The following is a 21,192-nucleotide window of genomic DNA, read 5'->3' as shown; positions in this document are numbered from 1 at the left end:
TTCATTCCGGATCCAGCAAAAACGGGTGCCCAACAAGCACCCGTTTTATTTCAAAGACTAATAAATAACTACGGAATTCTATAAATTTTTTTTTAAAAATCCTTCAACCTGTTTCCAAAACCATTTAATTACCAATTAATCACCCCAAAACTTTCCTACCTTCCTCCTTTCTTCCCTTCCTCCTTCCTCCATTTCCCAACTACCGCGTCACCATTTCGATTTCTCCACCATCGGTAAAAAGACTGTGCGGCACAAAATAGCCCTTTGTTTGCTGCCCGTTTACTTTGATGGCCGTCAGGTTCCTGCCTTTTGCCGGTTTTTTGATGGTCAGCATTTTGCCGCTGCTGGTTTTCCATTTCACCTCGTCAAAAAGCGGTACGGTCACAATGTATTCCGGATCGGTAGCCGAAAACGGGTACAATCCCAATGCGCTGAACACATACCAGGCCGACATTTCGCCTGCATCGTCCATCCCGCAAAGCGCCAGTCCCTCATCACCGATTCCGTACAGATTATTGAGAATATGATCCAGGATTTTCTGCGATTTCTCAGGCTTTCCGATGAAATGATAAGCAAACGGCGCTTCATGGTCCGGCTGGTTTCCGTGGCAGTACTGACCGATCATCGTTTCCACATTGCGTGCAATGTAAGACGGGTTCCAGGGAACCGTAAAAAGCGAATCCAGTTTCGACTCAAAGCCTTTCGGGCCGCCGTAGAGTGCAATCAACCCGGGCATATCGTGTGGTGCAAAAAACGACATCTGCCACGCATTGGCTTCTCGGTACATGTATTCATAATAAGGGTATTGCGGATTGAACGGCTTGATCCAGTCGCCGTTTTCGAGCCTGCCGCGCATAAAACGGGTAGAAGCATCGAACATGTTTTTATAATTTCCGGAGCGTGCCATCAGCACCCTGTAATTGGCCGTATCGCCCAGACTTTTCGCGAGCTGCGCCACGGAGTAATCGTCGTACGAGTATTCCAGTGTTTTGGAGACGCCCGCTCTGGCTTTTGTTTCCACATGCGGATTAGGCACGTCAGGGTCTGAGATATAGCCTTTCTGAATGTACTCGGCAATGTACGGCCGGGCGCCGTCTGGCGTGTTCGCATTTTTCAGTAGGATTTCGTAAGTACCTTTTATATCAAAATCTTTGATCCCGCGCAGGTAAGCGCCTGCAATGGACGACGATCCGTGATCGCCGTGAAAAAATGTGGGAATGAAGCCCGTTTTATCACCGACATCCTTCATGGACTTGATTACATCCCGGGTTACATCCGGCGAAATCAGCCCGAGGAGCACATCCTTGTTCCGGTACGTATCCCAGAGTGAAGGCTCGGTGTAATAACGAAAATCAGATTTGGCCACATTTTTCTTTGCATCCGTAAACGCGCCGTTCACATCGCTGCGCAGCGCAGGCCACAAAAACGATCTGTACAGACTGGAATAAAGCATTTGTTTTTGCTTCTCTGTACCGCCTTTGACCTGCACCGATGCCAATAGTGTTTCCCACGTACAGGTGGCTTCCGCGCGGACATTTTCGAAGGTCTTGCCGCCTATTTCCTTTTCCAGGTTCTCTTTTGCATTAGCCGTACTTACAAACGAAATCCCGATTTTAAGTTCCACGGGCCCTTTGCCGCCGTCGGCCAGATGTACGATTGCATAACCGCTCGCTGCACCTTCTTCTTTCTTTTCCAGCTTTTGAACGGGCGTATTCAGTACGGCGTAGAAGTAAATTTTTTCACCCGTCTGCTGAAACCCCTGAACAGCATTGTCGCCCGCCTGTTCCATGCGCCAGTCGGAAATTTTGTTATTGGCCTTTGCAAGATCGAAAAGAATCTGGCGGTCCTTGCTGTTCTGATATTCGTACCGGTGATAGCCGGCCCGGAGCGTGGAAGTAAGGCTCACATTTACATGATAATCATCGAGATAAACCTGATAAAATCCCGGCGCGGCACTTTCTTTCTGATGACTGAACTTCGAACCGAATTTTCCGCCCGGATTGGAAAGCGGCAGGACCGGAATGTTGCACAGGTTCCAATGGCCTTTGTTGGTATGAGTAAAACCCAGAATAACGTCGTCTTCATACTCATAGCCCGCACCGGAGCCGTATTCCGTCATCGGGCTCAGCTGAACCATCGCGTTGGGCAGCGAACTGCCCGGGAAAGTCAGTCCTGCCCACGACCGCCATCCTTCGGGCAGCTTGTACCCCAGAATTTTCGGATCCGTAAGTGGTGCCGTGCCGATAAATGTGTTGACATATTTCGTGTATTGCTGGCTTTGTCCGGGAACCGAAGCCGTCAGGATCATTAAAAAACCGTACAGGGTTTTCGGAAGCTTCATTGAAATACAGTTTTGATTAAGTAAATACGTTACGCTACAGCCGGTTAGGCTTTGGTGTCTGCATATCCTGCAAAAGCCTCCTGCCGTACCCTTTTCTAAACATACTTAAAAAATCAGAACTTCTCTTTTCTCTTTCCGGTTTCCGCTTCTTTTACCCAGACAGATCCTTTTTCAGCAAGTCTCAATCAAAACAGCTGGTGTTAGATCCATAGCAAACAAATACACACTTCCATCTTTTACCCTATGCATTTCATAACAAATAAGCATGTTCCGGCTGTCTGGAAAGTTGTGAATTTTTATTTACACCAAAGTATGGAACTTAAATGTTGTAACTAACTTCATATGATGTAATCAATGACGGAAGGAAGAATGAAGAAAGCATAACAAAGTTTGCAAATTACTTAGTTAAAAAGCTTTTCAACCTTTAAGTAAGATCAAATACATTACTGCCTAATTTATCAGAAATGAATTTATAATCGGTGTGTTTTTTCAAGCCTTTCTCAAATACAAACTTCCTCCACGCCCATGTTGATTGTAATTGGACATATTCAGGAGTATCCCTTGCTTGTGGAAACTCTGCATAAAGTCATTAAAAATGATAATTTTGTATTGATTCTGATTCGTTAAAAAAGCACGTAATATATAAGCTTCATTCCAGCCAAACCTTCCATTACCGTAAATTACCCATTCTTTCGGGTACTCAAAAGGATAGAATATATCATGAATGTGAATAATGACACCGGATTTAAGGACTGGAAGAATGTTAAACAGTAAATAATTCACATCACTGCCTGTTTTCGATACATGTGTTGAATCTATAAATAGAATATCATTTTCTTCCAACTGCTCAAAGTACCTGATGTCAACATCTTGCAGGTCGCTTACAATAATATTCGTATTTTTCCTTTCACTATCCTTTAACAGAGAGTACAACCGATCAGGATATGGTTCAATAAAACTCAAATCAATTCCATTGCTACAAAAATGTTCGTTGACATCAAGCATTACAGCAGAAGAAAATCCGGAACCCACTTCAATAATTTTTCTGGGTTTGAAGTGGCGAATAGTAAAGTACAATGAGGTAGCATCTGCATGCCCGAAATACTTGTTGTTATAATAGTATCGTAGTTTAGAACTACTATTTTCTGAAAACGGCAAGTCTTTATAATAATGGTCGAAACAATAAGTAAATAAAGCAATCTGCTCATTTTCAGATAGCTCTAAGCCCTCCATCTTGTTTTTAGGTAGTGGGTATATTTGTGATTCTCTTCTTTTAATTTCCTGTACTGAAACAATAGGGCTATAATAATGCCCGGCGGGCACTCTGGTTCTGTAAGTATTGAATTTACGTACCCATTTTCCAAATACAGGCAGATTTTTAACAACTTCCGTCAGTTTATTGTGCATAGACTTTGTATTAGATAATGCTATTAATGAAGATATTCGCCCTTACAGTCAAGCGAAATCATCAAAGCAAGGTTGAATAATCAATAACAACCAGTATTCTAAGTTGTACAATATTTTAACCTTGGACATTATTGACAGTCAAAGTACATCGGAAATAATCAGACTGAGGTTCGTTAATTAACTAACGGTATAGAGTATATTTATTTAACGGTAATATTCTAGTTCTGTAATGCAGATGGTAGCTGCACAATGATCTAAAACAAATTGCAGGCAAGTTCTGTCTCCTTGTCGTAATGCATCTTTAATTGAATTTTGTTCTAAACTGATCAATCCGCCTCTTTCATTTGTTCTATCTAACAGATTTGGTACGGAAAGAAATAAAAAGATAATTAAATCAAGACTGCATCTACGTTCTGGATTTATAAATTGAAATAGATATACAAAGCATATTCCGACAACGTCTGGAACTTACATTAAAAAAAACCGCCCTTTATTAACCTTGATCGCCGCAATTGTTGCAAGATCAATGAATACATACCTTTAAAGGAAATAGATCAGCTACTTCTGCAAGCTTCCATGTTAATAGAAAGAGGAACGATCAGTCAATAAAGCATATTTCAATTCTCCTGACACACCTTCTAAGACACTTTCGACCGCCGCGTCTAAAATGATGTTTTTTTTCAATGCTATTTGTGATACATTTGAACAAGACGGAATACCCATATAAATACAATAAATAGTTGAAATACTTTAAATTAATCGTTCTACTCAGCCTCGTCCTGACGGCCTGCGCCAGGAAAGAATCTAAACAGTTCAGCATCGCCTTTTCACAATGCACCGGTGCCGACAACTGGCGTAAAACGATGCAGGAAAGTATGTACCGTGAGCTGTCATTCCATCCCGAGATCAGCTTTGTCATGAAAGATGCAGGAGGCCAGAGCGACAGGCAGATTACGCAGATCCGGGAACTGATCAACCAGCATATTGATCTGCTCATCATATCGCCCAATGAAGCCGAGCCGATCACACCCATTGCAGAAAAAGCATATCAGAACGGCATTCCGGTCATTATTCTGGACCGCCGTACCAATTCTGACCAGTATACTGCCTATGTCGGGGCCGACAATGTCGAAGTGGGCCAGATTGCCGGAGCTTACACCAATACGCTTCTGAAAGGAGGCGGGAAAGTAATTGAAATCAGTGAAAAGCCCGGCTCTTCGGCGGATATAGACCGTCACAAGGGTTTTATGGAAACGGTTAAACATTTTCCCGGCATTGAACTGGTTGCAAAACTGGACGGTGACTGGGATAAATACTCCTTTGAAGCACCGCTGACCAAACTCCTGAAAACCCACTCGGACATTGACGTCATCTTTTGCCAGAATGACCGCCGTGCACTTGCAGCATTCCAGGTTTGTAAAAATCTGGGTCTTGAACAAAAGATCCGGCTGATCGGCGTAGACGGGCTTACCGGCCCGAATGGCGGAATTGATCTGGTTGACAAAGGCGTTCTGAATGCCACGATTTTATATCCCACCGGGGGCGAAGAAGCCATACGAACGGCTATTTCCATTTTACAGAAACAACCATTTAAAAGAGAAAACCGGCTTCAGATCACCATGATTGATTCTACCAATGTCAGGATCATGAAACTGCAGAGTGAGAAACTGGTGGCCCAGCAACAGGATATTGAACGCCGCCAGAAGAAAATTGAAGAACAGCGTGCGATTTCGGAGAATCAGAGCATTGTCATTTACACGGTTTCCATTACACTTGCCCTTGCGCTGATCTTCGGAGCCATCTCCTTTTATTCGCTGCGGGAAAACCGGAAAATCAACGAACGGCTGGAAATGCAAAACCATGAAATATCGGATCAGAAAAGCCAGATTGAGCAACTTGCGCAAAGTGCCGAAATAGAAAACGAGGCCAAGCTGAAATTCTTTACCAACATTTCCCACGAGTTCCGGACCCCGCTCACGCTCATCCTTGCGCCGGTTGAAGACGTGCTGGCCAGTGAAAAAATCCGGGACCCGCTGATAAAGCAGGAGCTTTCCATGATCAAGAAAAACACATTGAGGCTGCTCCGGCTGGTGAGCCAGCTCATGGATTTCCGGAAACTGGGAAGTCACGGCATGCAGGTACGGGCCGGCGAACACAATCTGGTGGCATTTGCAAAGGAAATCATGGCGGCGTTTGAACGGATTGCTTCCAAGCACAGGATTGATTTTCAGCTGATCGCAGCAGAAGCCGAAGTTATGGTCTGGTTTGATGCCACGATGCTGGACAAAGTGATTTTCAACTTGCTTTCCAATGCCTTTAAATTCACTCCGGACAAGGGACGCGTTTATCTTTACATCAGAACACTGGATAACGGCCATGTGCAGATGACGGTGGAAGACAATGGAATCGGCATGACGGAAGCAGAAGTAGCGCATGTTTTTGAAGTATTTTACCAGGCTGAAAGCAGCTACAAAACACTGGGCAGCGGGCTTGGTCTGGCACTTTCCAAAGAGTTGATCGCCCTGCACAAAGGCACTATTTCCGTCCGCAGCCAGCCTAACAAGGAAACGGCATTTACAATCGAACTGCCGCTGGGAAACACCCATTTTCAGCCGGAGGAACTGCATAACGATCTGGCAGAAGATTTTACAATGACCCAGGATTTTGAACCCGGTGAAGACACCTTGCAAACACTGGCCACGGATGCAAACAAGGTTTCAAACCACGAGCAGTCGGTACTGATTATTGAAGACAATGATGATCTGGTCCGCCTGCTGGAACAAAAGTTACAGACCGGCTATCAGATCGTTGTGGCCAAGGACGGCGAAGCAGGATTGCGCCTGGCATTCGAGCACATTCCGGACCTAATCATATGCGATGTGATGCTGCCCAAAAAAAACGGCCTTCATGTTACTTCCATTCTCAAAACGGATTTCAGGACTTCGCACATTCCCGTTATTTTACTTACCGCCCGAACCACAACCGAACAGCAGATCGAAGGAATCCAGACAGGCGTGGACGCTTACATCACCAAACCGTTCAATCTGCAATACGTACAGGAAATGATCAGAACGCTGCTCAAAAACAGGGCGCTGCTCCGGGAACATTATACGAGCGAACTGCCGATCGAGATTTCATCGGGAACAAATCCCAATAAACTGGACAAGAAATTCCTTACGCAGTTCACAGCCTATATTGAGGAGCATTACGACAATTCCGAACTGAGTGTGGAAGAAATCGGGAAAGAACTGGGATTGTCGCGGGTGCAGCTTTACAGAAAGGTAAAAGCACTGCTGGGCATGAGCGTGAACGAATACATTCAGCAGCTAAGGCTCAACAAGGCCCGGTTTTTACTGAGGCGTGATGACTTCACCGTGGCCGATGTCGCATACAAGGTTGGATTTTCTTCTCCGACCTACTTTTCAACTGCTTTTAAAGGAAAATACAAGCAGACGCCGATGGAATATAAGAATCAAAAGTAGGCGGGTTTTTATTTAAAATATTCCGAGAATAGTACCATTGACATCCGTGCAGGTCTGTAATCTTGCAACATTTTTTAAACAAGTTGTATCAAAATTGAAAGTATACGGATGTAACAAATTTTAAATTATGAATTAACCTATTGATTATCAACTAACTATTACATCAAAAACCGGCTGTATCAAAGTTTAACTTTTTTGAGATATTATTTAGTTATTCCGGGCACCTCATGGCGGTAGTTTTGACAAAAAATCAGAACTATTCATGAAGAACAGCAAAGTATTAGTTTGGTCGATTGTCGTTGCCCTGGGCGGGTTTCTCTTCGGATTCGACACGGCCGTTATTTCGGGTGCGGAAAAGGCCATTCAGCATCTATGGGATTTGTCGGCGGTCGAACATGGTTTCACTGTTTCCATTGCCCTGATAGGGACCGTACTGGGTGCCATGCTGGGCGGCATTCCTACAGACAGGCTTGGAAGAAAAACTACTTTGTTCTGGATTGCCGTTCTGTATCTGGTTTCTTCGCTTGGTTCCGCACTCGCAACTGACTGGTACGTTTTCATATTTTTCCGATTCCTGGGCGGGTTGGGCGTTGGCGCTTCTTCCGTTGCCGCACCGATGTATATCTCCGAAATTTCTCCTGCACGGTCACGCGGAAAAATGGTCGGGCTTTTTCAGTTCAATGTCGTTTTCGGCATACTCATCGCCTACTTCTCCAATTATTTCATGCAGGATCTGGGTGAAAATGCCTGGCGCTGGATGCTGGGCGTGCAGGCGCTGCCTTCCCTGATTTTTCTGCTTGCCATCCTGTACGTCCCTGAAAGTCCCCGCTGGCTCATTATGAAGAAAGGTGCCGTACAGCAGGCAAAAGAAATTCTCGACATCATTGATGCCGGCAGCAGCGAAGAAACTTTGTTTGCTATCCTGCAAGCAAACGAGGAAACCAAGGACAAGCCAACTGCCAGACTTTTTTCGGCCCAGTACAAGACGCCCGTCATGCTTGCCGTTCTGTTTGCCGTTTTCAATCAGGTTTCGGGGATCAATGCCATTATTTATTACAGTCCGCGTATTTTTGAAATGACCGGCCTGGGCGCAAAAGCGGCATTCCTGTCTTCTGCCGGTATTGGGTTTGTCAACTTTGCCTTTACATTGCTGGCCATCAATTTCATTGACCGGTTTGGCCGGCGTACACTCATGGCCATCGGTTCGGTGGGCGTCATCATCACGCTGGGACTGGTTGCAAGGGCCTTTTTTATACAGGATTTTACAGGCGTCCCTGTTTTCCTGTTTGTCTACATCGCCTTTTTTGCCTTCTCGCAGGGTGCTGTAATCTGGGTTTTTATTTCTGAAATTTTCCCGAATGAAGTACGGGCCAGCGGACAGGCACTCGGCAGCTTTACGCACTGGTTCATGGCCGCAGTGATTGCATTCTCCTTTCCCATCATTGCGGAGTACCTCGGCGGAGGGATCACCTTTTCATTTTTCGCCATCATGATGGTTCTGCAGCTCATTTTCGTATGGCGCATCATGCCTGAAACCAAAGGAACCTCGCTGGAACACACGGACAAAACAATCATCCTGCATTAAACTCACCAACTATATGAAACCTGCAATTACCGTTTTCGGGGAGATGCTCTGGGACATGCTGCCTTCCGGAAAGCAGCCCGGCGGCGCCCCCATGAATGTAGCCATCCATCTTAAAAACTTTGGTCTGGACCCTGCCTTTATCAGCCGGGCGGGTGACGACGATCTGGGCGCCGAGCTGATGCAATACCTTGAAAAACAGAAACTCAATACAGACTTTATCCAGACCGGCACCACGCATCTTACCGGCATTGTCAAAGTAAACCTGAGCGACAAAACCGAAGTCACTTACAAAATTGTGCAGCCCGTAGCATGGGATTACATCCAGGCAACACCTGAAAACAGGCAACTGGTAAAAAATTCGGATGTGTTCGTGTACGGCACACTTTCGGTACGCAGCCAGCAATCGCGCGATACGCTTTTTGAACTGCTTAAAGAGGCAAAACTGAAAGTATTTGATGTAAATATCCGTCCTCCGCATCTGGACAGGACAACGGCGGAACACCTGCTGCAGCAAGCCGATATCGTAAAAGTCAACGAGCATGAACTGGGTACCGTATGCGACTGGTTCGGCATACAGCCCGACGTGGAAACCCGCATGAAATTTCTGTACGAGCGCTTTAACCTGAAACTGGTTTGTGTAACGCTCGGAGCCGATGGCGCCATGGTTCTTTCCGCTGACGGGTTTCATACGCAGAAAGGATACAAAGTGGAAGTTCAGGACACCATCGGCAGCGGAGATTCTTTTCTTGCCATGTTCCTTAAAGAATATATTTCCGGCTCACCCGTGTCTGCCGCACTCCGGAAAGCCTGTGCCGTAGGTGCACTGGTTGCCTCGCATCGCGGAGCCACACCCGAAATCTCCGAAGCGGAACTTGATCAATTCCTTAACATTAACCAGTAATTCCATGAACAAAAGATTACTAACTATGGCCTTGGCCATCCTGTGCAGTATGCAGCTGGCATGGGCACAGAACGTGCCGGTTTCCGGAACGATAAAGGCAACGGACGGAGAAATCCTTCCCGGCGTGAGCATCCTTGAAAAAGGGACAACGAACGGCGCAGTGAGCGATGCGGCAGGAAAGTACTCGATTTCGGTAAACCCTGCTGCCACGCTGGTTTTTTCATCCGTGGGAATGGTTGCCAAAGAATTGCCGGTCGGTAACCAGTCAACTGTGGACGTTACGCTGGAATATGACCAGAAAAACCTGAACGAAGTCGTTGTAGTCGGTTATACAAGCTCCAAAAGGGAAGATCTTACCGGCGCCATTGCCATTGTGGATATGGCACCGTTGAAAAATATCAGCTCAGGAAACCCGATGCAGGCGCTGCAGGGCCGTGTTCCCGGTCTTTACATTGAAAAAACAGGAACACCCAGCGGAGCCAATTCCCGCATCCTGATCCGTGGCGCGAATACGCTCGGCAACACCGATCCGCTCTACATCATCGACGGCATTCCTACCAAGCGTCCGGAAGTTTTCCAGAGCCTGAACCCCAACTCGATTGAATCCGTGCAGGTGCTGAAAGATGCATCGGCTTCTTCCATTTACGGTTCCAGAGCTTCCAACGGCGTCATCATCGTCACGACCAAAAACGGAGCCAATGCGGACGGAAAAATCACCATCGACTTCAACACCAGTGTTTCGGCCCAGTCGGAAAAGTATGCAAGGTTTAAAATGCTGAATGCCGTAGACCGCGGACGCGCACTCTGGCAGGCTTCTGTAAACGACGGCGTAAACCCTGAGGACGGCTATGGCGCACTTTATCAGTTTGACTGGAACAAGGATTTTGCCAATCCGGTACTGAACGGCGTTACCGTGCAGCCCCTGGTGGGAGGCAATGCCAATATGCCCGCCGGCAACACCGACTGGCAAAAGGAACTTTACAAGACCGGCATTGTCACCAACAATGAACTGACGATTTCGGGAGGCACTAAAACTTCTTCTCTGCAGATCAATCTGGGATACTACAAAAACACCGGTATGCTCCGGTACACCGATTATGACAAGCTGAGCGGCCGTATCAATGCCCTTACGAGCGCGTTCAACGGCAAACTTAAAATCGGGGCGAATATGCAGGTCGCATCTTCCAATGAAACGCTGGCATCCACGGACATCGGCGGCGCGGCCACTACCGGACTGGCCGTTACCCTCGCTCCTACCATCCCGGTTTATGCCAAAGACGGCAGCTGGGGCGGCGGCATCGGCTCGGGTTATTCGGACCGGAACAATCCTTTGCACATGCAGGAAATAAACAAATGGGACAACACGCACCGACTGACTTTGTTCGGAAATGTATTTGCCGAGATTGAACCCGTCAAAAACCTTTTCCTGCGTACAAGCCTGGGCATGGACAATGCCGGTTATTATTTCAAAAACATCGAACAATCCTTTGAAGAAGGCTCATTCGGACGTTCGAACAACAGCCTGACCATTGACCAGAACCGCTATCTGAGTGCAACCTGGTCCAATACGGTCCGGTACAACTTTGATCTGGGCGAACATCATTTCAAACTGCTGGGCGGCATTGAAGCCATTAAAAATGACCTGAACTTTGAAATTGCACGTAAGGAAGGGTTTGCGCAGCAGACTGAAGATTACTTTGTACTGAATGCAGGAACAGGAAATGCAAACATCACCGGAACCGGCTCGGGAAGCAGGCTGCTTTCACAATTCGCCCGGATCGATTACGGTTTTTCGGACCGGTACCTGGCGGCGGTTACCATCCGGCGCGACGGTTCATCGCGTTTCGGCAAAGAAAACGCTTATGGGATATTTCCGGCTGCTTCGGTGGGATGGCGTATAGACCGGGAAGCTTTTATGCAGGATCTCAAATCGGTAAGCAGCCTGAAACTTCGTGCCGGTGTGGGCCGTGTAGGAAACCAGGAAATTGGCGATCTGGCAAGATTTGGTCTTTTTGATACCCGCTATGGATCCAGACGTTCCCAATTTCCGGACGGCCACAACAGTTTCTTCGATCAGTTTTACAATATCGGAACAGCCTATGACCTGAACGGTGCCAATACGGGCAATCTTCCTTCGGGCATCGTCTCCATTCAGGGAGCCAACCCGAATCTGAAATGGGAGACAACGGATGAAGCCAATTTCGGCCTGGATTTCGGCTTTTTTAACGGAAGCATTCAGGGTTCGTTTGACTATTTTACCCGCAAGACCAGCGATATCCTGATTACGCCGCCGATTGCGTCCGCCGTAGGCGAAGGCCAGCTGAAAGTGGTGAACGGGGCGCAGAAGTCCAACAACGGTTTCGAATTTTCGGTAGGTTATTACGCCAGGCCAAAAGGTGATTTCACATACAATGTCATGGCCGGCATGAGCCGCTTCCGCGACAAAATCACCGTTTTGCCGGAGGAAGTAAGGGCAGCCTACCCGGGCAATGTGACGCAGACCATTCTCGGGCATTCCCAGTTTGATCTGTTTGGATACAAAACCGACGGACTTTTCCAGAACCAGCAGGAAGTGGATGCCGCTCCGACGCAGGTTGGGGCCGGTCCCGGCCGCATCCGCTATGTGGACAGCAACGGCGACGGCCGAATTGATGACCTCGACCGCGTATTTTTCGGAACCACGCTGCCTGCTTTTGAATACAACCTGAAAATTGAGGCATTTTACAAAAACTTTGACTTGTCCGTATTTGGGTCGGGCGTTGCAGGCCGGTCAGGATTTGACGCATATACATTTTACAACAACTTTATAAGAGGCCGTGAAAACTCGGGACCGGGCGTGTTTGATGCATGGACACCGCAAAATTCGGGTTCCCGAATCCCTGCCCTTTCGCTTTCCGACGCCAATAACGAAACCCGCGCCTCTGACTATTTCAATGTAAATACGTCCTATTTCAAACTCAGAAACGTACAGCTTGGCTATGCGATCGGTTCAAAAGCGATTGAGAAGATCAAACTGCAGAGACTGCGGGTATACGTAATGGCTGAAAACCTGTTTCTGATCAAATCCAGAGAATTTGCCGGGCCGGACCCGGAGCGCGTGGATGTGAATGCCATCCCTATTCCGAGGACGATTACAGTGGGCTTAAATGTTTCATTCTAAATTTTTTGACAGAAATCCGATGAGAACCAAATTCATATTCAGCATTATAATGGCCGGCAGTTTGTTCACCGCCACATCCTGCAGCGACTTTCTGGATTACGAGCCGAAAGGGCTGTTATCTTCCGAAAACATCAAATCGGCTTCCAGTGCCGAAGCACTTGCAACTGCTGCCTATGCCGGTATCGGCAACGACGAAATGATTGGCCCGATGACCAGCATGTGGGTTTACGGCAGCGTGCGTTCGGATGATGCGTACAAAGGCGGAGGCGGCGTTTCGGATGTTGCGGAAATCGATTTTTACGAACATTATAACCTTACCCGCCCTGACCTTGGCTCCATGCACCCGTTTACGTGGGAAAATTTTTACAAGGCCATCAGCCGGGCCAACGCCGCGCTGGCCAGCATGAATGCACTCACGGAAGCCGAGTTCCCGTTGAAGCAGACCCGAACGGCTGAAATGCGCTTTTTGCGTGGCCATTCCCATTTTATGCTTAAAATGCTTTTTAAAAATATTCCTTACATTACCGAAAACCTGACCAGCGAGGAAATCCTGAAAACCTCCAATGTGGAATTGACCAATGATCAGCTATGGGACAAAATTGCAGAAGATTTCCAGTTTGCGGTAGACAACCTGCCTGCCCGACAAAGCCAGATCGGACGTGCCAACAAAATGGCCGCTGCGGCATATCTTGCCAAACTGAGATTATACCAGGCTTATGAACAGGATGATACGCACAGGGTAACGAACATCAACAAAACCCGCCTGCAGGAAGTAGTGACGCTCACGCAACAGGTTATTGCCTCCGGACAGTACAGTCTGCAGCCCGACTTCGCCGAGAACTTTATTGCCGAAACGGAAAACGGCCCGGAATCCATTTTTGCCATCCAGTATTCGATCAATGACGGAACGGCCGTTGGCAGGCTGAGTTATGTAACCGGACTGAATTACCCGCACGGCGCCCCGCAATACGGCTGCTGCGGATTTCACCAGCCCAGCCAGAATCTTGCCAATGCCTACAAAACCGGTGCGGACGGATTGCCTCTTTTTGAAACATACAACGATAAAAACGTGGATTTTGCAAACGAGACCGTAGACCCGCGCGTAGACCATACCATCGGCATTGACGGGCATCCGTACAAATATGATGCAACCAAGCCGTTCAGCAACAGCTGGATACGCGACCCGGGCGTTTACGGATTTTTTCATACCATGAAAGATCAGCAGCTTGCAACCAGCGCTTCGTACCACAAAGAAGGCCCGTTTATCGGTTCGTCCAAAAACATTGATATACTGCGTTACGATGACGTTTTGTTAATGCAGGCGGAAGCTTACATTGAACTCGGGCAGCAGGCACTGGCGCTTCCACTGATCAATCAGATCAGAAGACGGGCGGCCAACAGTACGGGCAGATTGAAGAAGACGGACGGAACTTTTGCTTCCAAATACAATATCAAAGAATATGCATCGGCAGGGTGGACGCAGGATTATGCACGGAAAGCATTGCAATGGGAACGCCGTCTGGAATTTGCAACGGAAAGCCCGCGCTTTTTCGATCTGGTACGCTGGGGAATCGCCGAAAAAACGTTGAATGCATACCTTGAAAAGGAAAAAGCAAGACGGCCGTTTCTGTCAACCGCCAGGTTCACAGCCGGACGGGACGAATATCTGCCGATTCCGCAAAGAGAAATCAGTTTTACAAAAGGGTTATATAAACAGAATCCGGGCTTTTAGCTGTTAGCTGTTAGCCATTAGCTGTTAGCGATTAGCTGTGGCTTTCAGTGACTGGCTTTCAGCATCAGCAGATAGGGAATTGACATTCGCTGTGAAACAACAGCCAAAAGCAAAAGTTGATATTCCAAATTTTATAAACATCATTTTACAGCTAATAGCCAGTAGCTAATAGCCATTAGCCAACAGCCCAAAACATCCAACTTACACATGAAAAAAATCATTATCGCCCTGATTATCATTTCTGCATGGACAGCCACGCGGGTTATGGCTCAGGAATTCAGGGAAAAATACAGGCCGCAATTTCACTTTACGCCAAAAGCCAACTGGATGAACGATCCCAACGGCATGGTGTTTCACAACGGGACTTACCATCTTTTTTATCAGTACTACCCCAATGACAAAGTCTGGGGACCGATGCACTGGGGACACGCTACGAGCAAGGATATGATTGCCTGGAAAGAACAGCCGATTGCCTTGTATCCGGACAGTCTGGGTTATATTTTTTCAGGAAGTGCGGTGGTTGATAAAAACAATACGGCCGGGTTTGGGAAAGATGCGCTGGTCGCCATATTCACGCACCACGATCCGGTACAGGAAAAACAGAAAACCGGCAAACACGAAACGCAAAGCATCGCTTACAGCCTCGACGACGGCAAAACCTGGACCAAATACAAAGGTAACCCCGTTGTAAAAAACCCGGGCATCAGCGATTTCCGTGACCCGAAAGTAAGATGGTTTGAGCCTCAGAAAAAATGGATCATGACCCTGGCAACGAAAGACCGGATTACGTTTTATTCCTCACCCGATCTTAAAACATGGACTCGCGAAAGTGACTTTGGTGCCAATGAAGGCGGGCATGGCGGCGTATGGGAATGTCCGGATTTGTTTCCGATCATGCACGAAGGAAAAGAAATCTGGGTGCTGATCGTGAACATCAATCCGGGCGGACCGAACAAAGGCTCGGCCGGCCAGTATTTTGCAGGCAGTTTCGACGGCAAAACATTCCGGTCCAATTCAAAGGAAACCAAATGGCTGGATTTCGGAACGGACAACTATGCCGCCGTTACATTTTCCAATACGGGCAACCGCAACATACTGATGGGCTGGATGAGCAACTGGCAGTATGCCAATCAGGTGCCAACCGATCCATGGCGCAGCGCAAATACCATTGCGCGTGAACTTGGCCTGAAAACGGTCGGAAAAGAAATGTACCTTACTTCGGTTCCCGTGAAAGAATTGGATGTTCTGAACACAACAGGTTTTTCACTGAAAAATACTCGAGTGAAGGACAATCTGGACCTGACCGAAAAAGCCAATAACAAAACGGGATTGTTCCTGCTGGACATCCATACGGAAAACACGGCGGACTTCTCTATTGTTCTGGCCAATGAAGCGGGCAATGAACTCATCGTAGGGTACGACAAAGCTGCGAACCAGTACTATATAGACCGTTCAAAATCCGGCAGAACTGATTTTGAAAAAGGATTTGGAGAAAAACACAACGCCCCAAGATTTGCAACGGAGAAAAAAATGGCTCTGACATTAATTGCTGACGTAGCTTCGGTAGAGCTTTTTGCAGATAACGGATTGACGGTCATGACCGATATTTTCTTTCCCGAAAGTGAAATGTCAAAGCTTTACATCAAATCGGCATCCGGAATTACACTGGAAAATCTCAAATATACCGTACTGAAAAAATCGGTGGAATAAGTTGTTCCGGCATTCCGCAAATGCCTTGCTACCCGAACATACCAATCGGCCGAGATCCATGTTTAGTAATCTAGACATGGATTTTTCCGTTATTGATCCAGCCATTTTTCACATCGCCAATGTCCATACCAGGATCTCGGCGGCTTACCCAAAGGATTTTCAACGGTTATAAACTTCATCTTTGTATTTCGGCAAATCCTGCTGGATCGGTTTTTTATAATATATTCGCGCAAGTAAAAGAAAATATGGCATCAGGATTTTTTGCGATTTTAGACGATATAGCGTTCTTAATGGATGATGTTGCGCTGGCAACGAAAGTAGCAACACGTAAAACGGCGGGTATTCTGGGCGACGACCTGGCTGTGAATGCGGAAAAAGCAACCGGTTTCTTATCGGAACGCGAGCTACCGGTTTTATGGGCGATTACCAAAGGCTCCCTGCTCAACAAGCTCATCATTGTTCCGTTGGCTTTGCTGCTGAATGTGTTTTTACCGTCGGCCATTACGTACATCCTGCTTTTGGGAGGACTTTATCTGGCTTACGAAGGTGTTGAAAAAATTATTGAATACTTTTTTCATCATCCCAAAAGCGAACATTCCGTCATAAAAGAAGTGGAACCTGAAACGCAGACGATTGACGTTGATAACGAAAAGGCAAAAATCAAATCGGCCGTGACAACGGACTTTATCCTGTCCATAGAAATCGTGATTATTGCTTTGGGCAGCGTCATAGATGAAAATCTCACAATCCAAATACTGACGGTTTCAGTCGTTGCCTTGCTGGCAACTGTGGGTGTTTACGGCATTGTTGCATTGATTGTAAGATCGGATGATGCCGGCTACAAGCTGATTAAAAAATCGAATGATAAAGGTTTTTTTTCAAAACTGGGCCATTTACTGGTGAAGGCACTTCCAGTCATGATCAAGGTCCTGGGTGCGGTGGGAACCGTGGCATTGCTATTGGTGTCAGGCGGCATCTTTGTCCATAACATTGAATATTTTCATCATCTTTTCCCCGGAGTTCCCGCTACGATCAAAGAACTGGGAATAGGCATCGTTGCCGGACTGATCGCTTTTGTGGTTATTACCGGTTTCAAGAAACTGGTTGCTCTGGCGAAGTAAGGGTAACCGCGTCTGTTCGGGCCGATTTCCCGCTGATCCTATATTCCTGAAACCTGATAAATTGCAGCAAGCAACCTGACAGGCGCTCCGTTCTTTCTGTTCAGCCGGGCCGGTGACCAAACCTATTTGCCAGCCGACATCCGTTTCGGATTGCCTTAATAATGTAAATTCATTTTTGAACCAAAAAAACGATTTTTACATTTATGCGGATGAGGTGTATGTCCCATGTGCGTATATCATTTAATTTCCCAAACCTGTTAACTTTCAAAAACAATGACAAAATATGTTTTGCTGATCGCGGCAGCTGCTGCTTTTTCTCTTGCATCCTGCCAGCATGAATCATCAGAGTCCTCCGAAACTGCCAGAAAGGATAGTACCGGCGCACCCGTTGAAACCCAGAAAGCCAATTCGGATTATAAACCTTCATTTGAAGGCCAGACCCGGATCGGCAGTGTAAAGTCTGCGACTGCCTACGAAGGCAAAGTTCTGAGCAGCGAACTTCAGAATCCATGGGGAATCACTACGCTGCCTGACGGCCGCCTGATCATTACCGAAAAGGCCGGCACCATGCGCATCGCGACCACAGACGGGAAAGTCAGTGCGCCTATTACCGGAATTCCGGCGGTTAACTCCGAAGGCCAGGGAGGTTTGCTGGGCATCCGCGTTGATCCCGAATTTGAGAAAAACAGAATGGTTTACTGGGTATTTTCACAGGCGCTGCCCGGCGGCAACCTCACGGCCGTAGCCAAGGGGAAATTATCTGCAGATGAAAAGAAAATAGAAGGCGCCAAGGTTATTTACCAGGCCACACCGGCATTTGCCAGCAATCTTCACTACGGCGGGCGTATTCTTTTTGACAAAGATGCCAATCTTATCATCAGCACGGGAGAACGTTCCGATACGATTACCAGACCGCAGGCCCAGCACCTGAACTCCGCCCTGGGAAAAGTAATCCGGATTACCAAAGAGGGCAAGCCTGTTTCAGGCAATCCGTTTGAAGGAAAAGCGGGCGCCAGACCGGAACTGTATTCTTACGGACACCGCAATGTACAGGGACTTGCTTTTCATCCTGAAACAGGTGACTTGTGGGAAGTGGAATTTGGTCCGAGAGGCGGCGATGAACTTAACCGCATTGAGCCGGGAAAAAATTACGGCTGGCCAACAATCACTTACGGTATCGAGTACAGCGGCAAGAAAATCGGCGATTCTATTCAGGTAAAAGAAGGAATGGAGCAACCCGTTTATTACTGGGATCCGGTTGTTTCTCCGAGCGGAATCACATTTTACAGCGGCGACAGCATTCCGGAATGGAAAAACAATCTGTTCATCGGCGGACTGAGCAGCATGCACATAGCCAGGCTTGTCATTGAAAACAACAAAGTCGTAGGAGAAGAAAGGCTTCTTGCCAGTGAAGGACAGCGTTTCCGCGACATCACGGAAGGCAAAGACGGCGCCTTGTATGCCGTTACCGATCAGGGAAGATTATACCGCGTTTACAAAAAGTAAGCAGTTTTTTGGTATAAATAAAAAGCCATTTACTGTAAACAGATTTTCATGCAAGATCTGTTTACAGTAAATGGCTTTTTTTATTATACTAAAATCAATTTTCTAAAATACAGAATCATTTAAAGCAACTGCCTACTGCACGTCAATCAGCAAGGTGGCGCTTCTCCAGATGGATTTGTACGGCTTGCCAAAATGATCGCCTTCTGCTTTTTCACTGGCTGATGCCTCGATTTTGTAAGTACCGGGCCATACCGGTACAAACTCCGCCGCTCCGCCTGCATCCGAACGGGCATGCCTGTTCCAGCCGCTCGGAGATGCAATGCTCACCTCCATTTTTTCAGCGGGCTTGTTCTTTAACCGGGTCGTAACGTTTACAGACTGGTTTGTTCTAAATGTTCCGGAAGCATCGGCAAAGACGCTGATCTCGTTTTCATTAAAAGAAGCTTCATTTCCGGTCAGTGATTTTCCTACTTTAATGATGGCGCTGGCATTGAACTGGTAAATCGTGGAACCGCCCAGCTCCTTTGCCGCCTTGCTGATCGTCAGGGTATATACGCCGTCCTGTCTCGGAGTAAATTCCGAAGTGAAGTGATCCTCGGCCGCTACGGTCGCCAGTTTTGTCTTTTGCTTGTCCGGCGCAATGAGCCAAAGCTCGAACTCTTTCACATCCGAATACCAGTCACCGAGTTTTTCGGGTTTGTCGTCCGGCTCGGCATAAATGATTTTCACCGTCTGCTTCTGTCCGGCTTTTCCAACAGTGCTGGTTTCTATCCAGAGTGCATGGGCAAAAAGGCTGCCGGCGTTCGACAGCAATACGATAACAAGCAGTATCAGATTTTTCAGGGTAGTCATATGTACTGTTCTTTTTTAATCCGTTGAATTATAAATAAAGTGATCTTATGCGTTTCCGGGATTGTTCCCTGCCGGTACTTTTTGGGTAAATGCCACCGTATTCTGAACTTTGGGCCTGAAAGCCGGCTTCGCAGCAATATGTTCATTTGCATAAACATCATTTTCCTTACTTCCCTTCTCCTTACTCCCTTTCTCCTTGTTTCCCTTCCCCTTCTCACGCTTCTTTTTGCTTTTCCCGAATCCCTTGCGGTTCCACCAGACTATAAAGCCGGTTACAGGCAGGCTGGCACCGATCAAAGTAGAGAGAAATGCCAGCACTTTCCCCGGAAACCCCAGTATGCTTCCGACATGGATATCGTAATTCATGCGGCGGAGCTTCGACCCGAACGCCGCTTCTTCATACGGAGCACCAAAAACTTTGTCACGCGGAAGTTCTTTCAAGGTATGCTGGTCAAAAACGTAACTGCGGTTGTTGTAGAACTGGCCGCTGTTGGGATAAACCGTTACATAGATGGGTGATGTGGCTTTCGCAGTATCCGGAAAAGTATAGTAAAATCCTTCGGACCTTGGATGTTTGGCAATGACGTTGTTCCAGGCTTTGTCCATGGCCTGCTGCGGCATAAAATATTTCCCGGCCATCAATGAGTCCGACTTTGCTTCGCGTGCTCTTTCCGGCAGGGAATCACCGCCGGAAGTAACCCAGTACAGCCCTTCACTGTACCACTGGATACCGTAAACCATACCGGTCAAAGCAATGGCCAGCAGGAATAAAAGCGAGTAGAACCCGAGTACATTGTGCAGATCAAGGTTTACGCGCTTGAAAGAAGCACCCCATTTGATCTTAAAACTTTTATCAACCGTACTTTGCGTCCATTTTTTGGGGTACCACCATATCAGACCGGTAATCAGCAAAATGACAAACACCAGCGTACCGTAATTTACAACGGGACGACCGATTTCGAAAGGCAGCCACAAGAAGCGGTGTCCGTTCAGTACCCAGCGAAAGAAGTTGGTTTCGCCTTTCCTGTGCACTTCCCTGCTGATCACTTTTCCGGTATAAGGATTTACTTTCAGCGTTATATTGGGTCCGCGCCGTTCGCCAAGGCCCAGATAAATGATGCGTCCCTGCTGGTAAGTAGCGTAGGAAACTTTCATATGCGGGTAAGAAGCAGCGGCTATCTGCATCAGTCTGGACGGCATGATTACGGGATTATCCTGCCTTTCGATTTTGGTCTCAGGTTCCAGCATACCCGTGATTTCTTCATTAAAGACCCAGATACAGCCGGTAATACAGACAATAAAAACGATTATCCCGGAAATCAGGCCCAGCCATAAATGAAGCCAGTTATTCACTTTTTTAAATGTTGTCATAAAATGAATGGCAAATGATCAGAA

At 47.1% G+C, this 21,192-nt stretch carries 12 protein-coding genes; 8 read left to right on the top strand and 4 right to left on the bottom strand.

The genetic code is table 11. From position 1 onward, the window contains the following. Positions 1 to 199 precede the first annotated feature (199 nt). Complete coding sequence (locus FEM55_RS15715; protein WP_138282297.1) at positions 200 to 2,341, bottom strand: GH92 family glycosyl hydrolase; 2,142 nt, start codon at positions 2,339 to 2,341, stop codon at positions 200 to 202. 489 nt (positions 2,342 to 2,830) lie between these two features. Further along, complete coding sequence (locus FEM55_RS15710) at positions 2,831 to 3,748, bottom strand: class I SAM-dependent methyltransferase (protein WP_138282296.1); 918 nt, start codon at positions 3,746 to 3,748, stop codon at positions 2,831 to 2,833. A gap of 740 nt (positions 3,749 to 4,488) precedes the next feature. On the opposite strand from FEM55_RS15710, the gene FEM55_RS15705 reads away from it, so the two are divergent. From FEM55_RS15705 to FEM55_RS15670, 8 genes are all read left to right on the top strand, one after another. Further along, positions 4,489 to 7,230 (top strand): substrate-binding domain-containing protein, encoded by a 2,742-nt coding sequence (locus FEM55_RS15705; RefSeq protein WP_138282295.1) that lies wholly within the window; start codon positions 4,489 to 4,491, stop codon positions 7,228 to 7,230. A gap of 262 nt (positions 7,231 to 7,492) precedes the next feature. After that, positions 7,493 to 8,815, top strand: coding sequence for a sugar porter family MFS transporter (locus tag FEM55_RS15700; protein WP_138282294.1), 1,323 nt, complete (start codon positions 7,493 to 7,495; stop codon positions 8,813 to 8,815). Positions 8,816 to 8,828: 13 nt separating this feature from the next. Beyond that, the gene (locus FEM55_RS15695; protein WP_138282293.1) at positions 8,829 to 9,716 is read left to right on the top strand and encodes a carbohydrate kinase family protein; all 888 of its coding nucleotides are present in this window, start codon (positions 8,829 to 8,831) and stop codon (positions 9,714 to 9,716) included. Between the two features lie 4 nt (positions 9,717 to 9,720). Then, complete coding sequence (locus FEM55_RS15690) at positions 9,721 to 12,876, top strand: SusC/RagA family TonB-linked outer membrane protein (protein ID WP_138282292.1); 3,156 nt, start codon at positions 9,721 to 9,723, stop codon at positions 12,874 to 12,876. Positions 12,877 to 12,895: 19 nt separating this feature from the next. Further along, positions 12,896 to 14,608: a RagB/SusD family nutrient uptake outer membrane protein gene (locus tag FEM55_RS15685; protein ID WP_138282291.1), complete on the top strand. Its 1,713-nt coding sequence runs from the start codon at positions 12,896 to 12,898 to the stop codon at positions 14,606 to 14,608. A 207-nt stretch (positions 14,609 to 14,815) separates the two neighbouring features. Continuing rightward, a complete protein-coding gene (locus tag FEM55_RS15680) occupies positions 14,816 to 16,318 on the top strand; it encodes a glycoside hydrolase family 32 protein (protein WP_138282290.1) in 1,503 nt (500 codons plus the stop codon). A gap of 245 nt (positions 16,319 to 16,563) precedes the next feature. Further along, on the top strand, positions 16,564 to 17,439 hold the full coding sequence (locus tag FEM55_RS15675; protein ID WP_138282289.1) for a DUF808 domain-containing protein: 876 nt from the start codon (positions 16,564 to 16,566) through the stop codon (positions 17,437 to 17,439). 273 nt (positions 17,440 to 17,712) lie between these two features. Further along, positions 17,713 to 18,945 carry a PQQ-dependent sugar dehydrogenase gene (locus tag FEM55_RS15670; protein ID WP_138282288.1) on the top strand — a complete coding sequence of 411 codons (1,233 nt, stop codon included), beginning with the start codon at positions 17,713 to 17,715 and terminating at the stop codon, positions 18,943 to 18,945. A gap of 132 nt (positions 18,946 to 19,077) precedes the next feature. Here FEM55_RS15670 and FEM55_RS15665 read toward each other — a convergent pair whose 3' ends face one another. Both FEM55_RS15665 and FEM55_RS15660 read right to left on the bottom strand, forming a co-directional pair. Continuing rightward, positions 19,078 to 19,797: a DUF4198 domain-containing protein gene (locus FEM55_RS15665; protein WP_138282287.1), complete on the bottom strand. Its 720-nt coding sequence runs from the start codon at positions 19,795 to 19,797 to the stop codon at positions 19,078 to 19,080. A 45-nt stretch (positions 19,798 to 19,842) separates the two neighbouring features. Next, positions 19,843 to 21,168 (bottom strand): PepSY-associated TM helix domain-containing protein, encoded by a 1,326-nt coding sequence (locus FEM55_RS15660; protein ID WP_138282286.1) that lies wholly within the window; start codon positions 21,166 to 21,168, stop codon positions 19,843 to 19,845. Positions 21,169 to 21,192: the final 24 nt, after the last annotated feature.

Source organism: Dyadobacter sediminis (genome assembly GCF_005860765.1).
Classification (GTDB): Bacteria; Bacteroidota; Bacteroidia; order Cytophagales; family Spirosomataceae; genus Dyadobacter; species Dyadobacter sediminis.
The sequence above is the reverse complement of the archived record's forward strand: the minus strand, read 5'-3'. Positions and strand labels throughout refer to the sequence as shown.

Bases quoted from the DNA above. Each gene is read 5' to 3' on its own strand.
- FEM55_RS15715 (WP_138282297.1), bottom strand. From the start codon at position 2,341: ATGAAGCTTCCGAAAACCCTGTACGGTTTTTTAATGATCCTGACGGCT.
- FEM55_RS15710 (WP_138282296.1), bottom strand. From the start codon at position 3,748: ATGCACAATAAACTGACGGAAGTTGTTAAAAATCTGCCTGTATTTGGA.
- FEM55_RS15700 (WP_138282294.1), top strand. From the start codon at position 7,493: ATGAAGAACAGCAAAGTATTAGTTTGGTCGATTGTCGTTGCCCTGGGC.
- FEM55_RS15695 (WP_138282293.1), top strand. From the start codon at position 8,829: ATGAAACCTGCAATTACCGTTTTCGGGGAGATGCTCTGGGACATGCTG.
- FEM55_RS15690 (WP_138282292.1), top strand. From the start codon at position 9,721: ATGAACAAAAGATTACTAACTATGGCCTTGGCCATCCTGTGCAGTATG.
- FEM55_RS15685 (WP_138282291.1), top strand. From the start codon at position 12,896: ATGAGAACCAAATTCATATTCAGCATTATAATGGCCGGCAGTTTGTTC.
- FEM55_RS15680 (WP_138282290.1), top strand. From the start codon at position 14,816: ATGAAAAAAATCATTATCGCCCTGATTATCATTTCTGCATGGACAGCC.
- FEM55_RS15675 (WP_138282289.1), top strand. From the start codon at position 16,564: ATGGCATCAGGATTTTTTGCGATTTTAGACGATATAGCGTTCTTAATG.
- FEM55_RS15670 (WP_138282288.1), top strand. From the start codon at position 17,713: ATGACAAAATATGTTTTGCTGATCGCGGCAGCTGCTGCTTTTTCTCTT.
- FEM55_RS15665 (WP_138282287.1), bottom strand. From the start codon at position 19,797: ATGACTACCCTGAAAAATCTGATACTGCTTGTTATCGTATTGCTGTCG.
- FEM55_RS15660 (WP_138282286.1), bottom strand. From the start codon at position 21,168: ATGACAACATTTAAAAAAGTGAATAACTGGCTTCATTTATGGCTGGGC.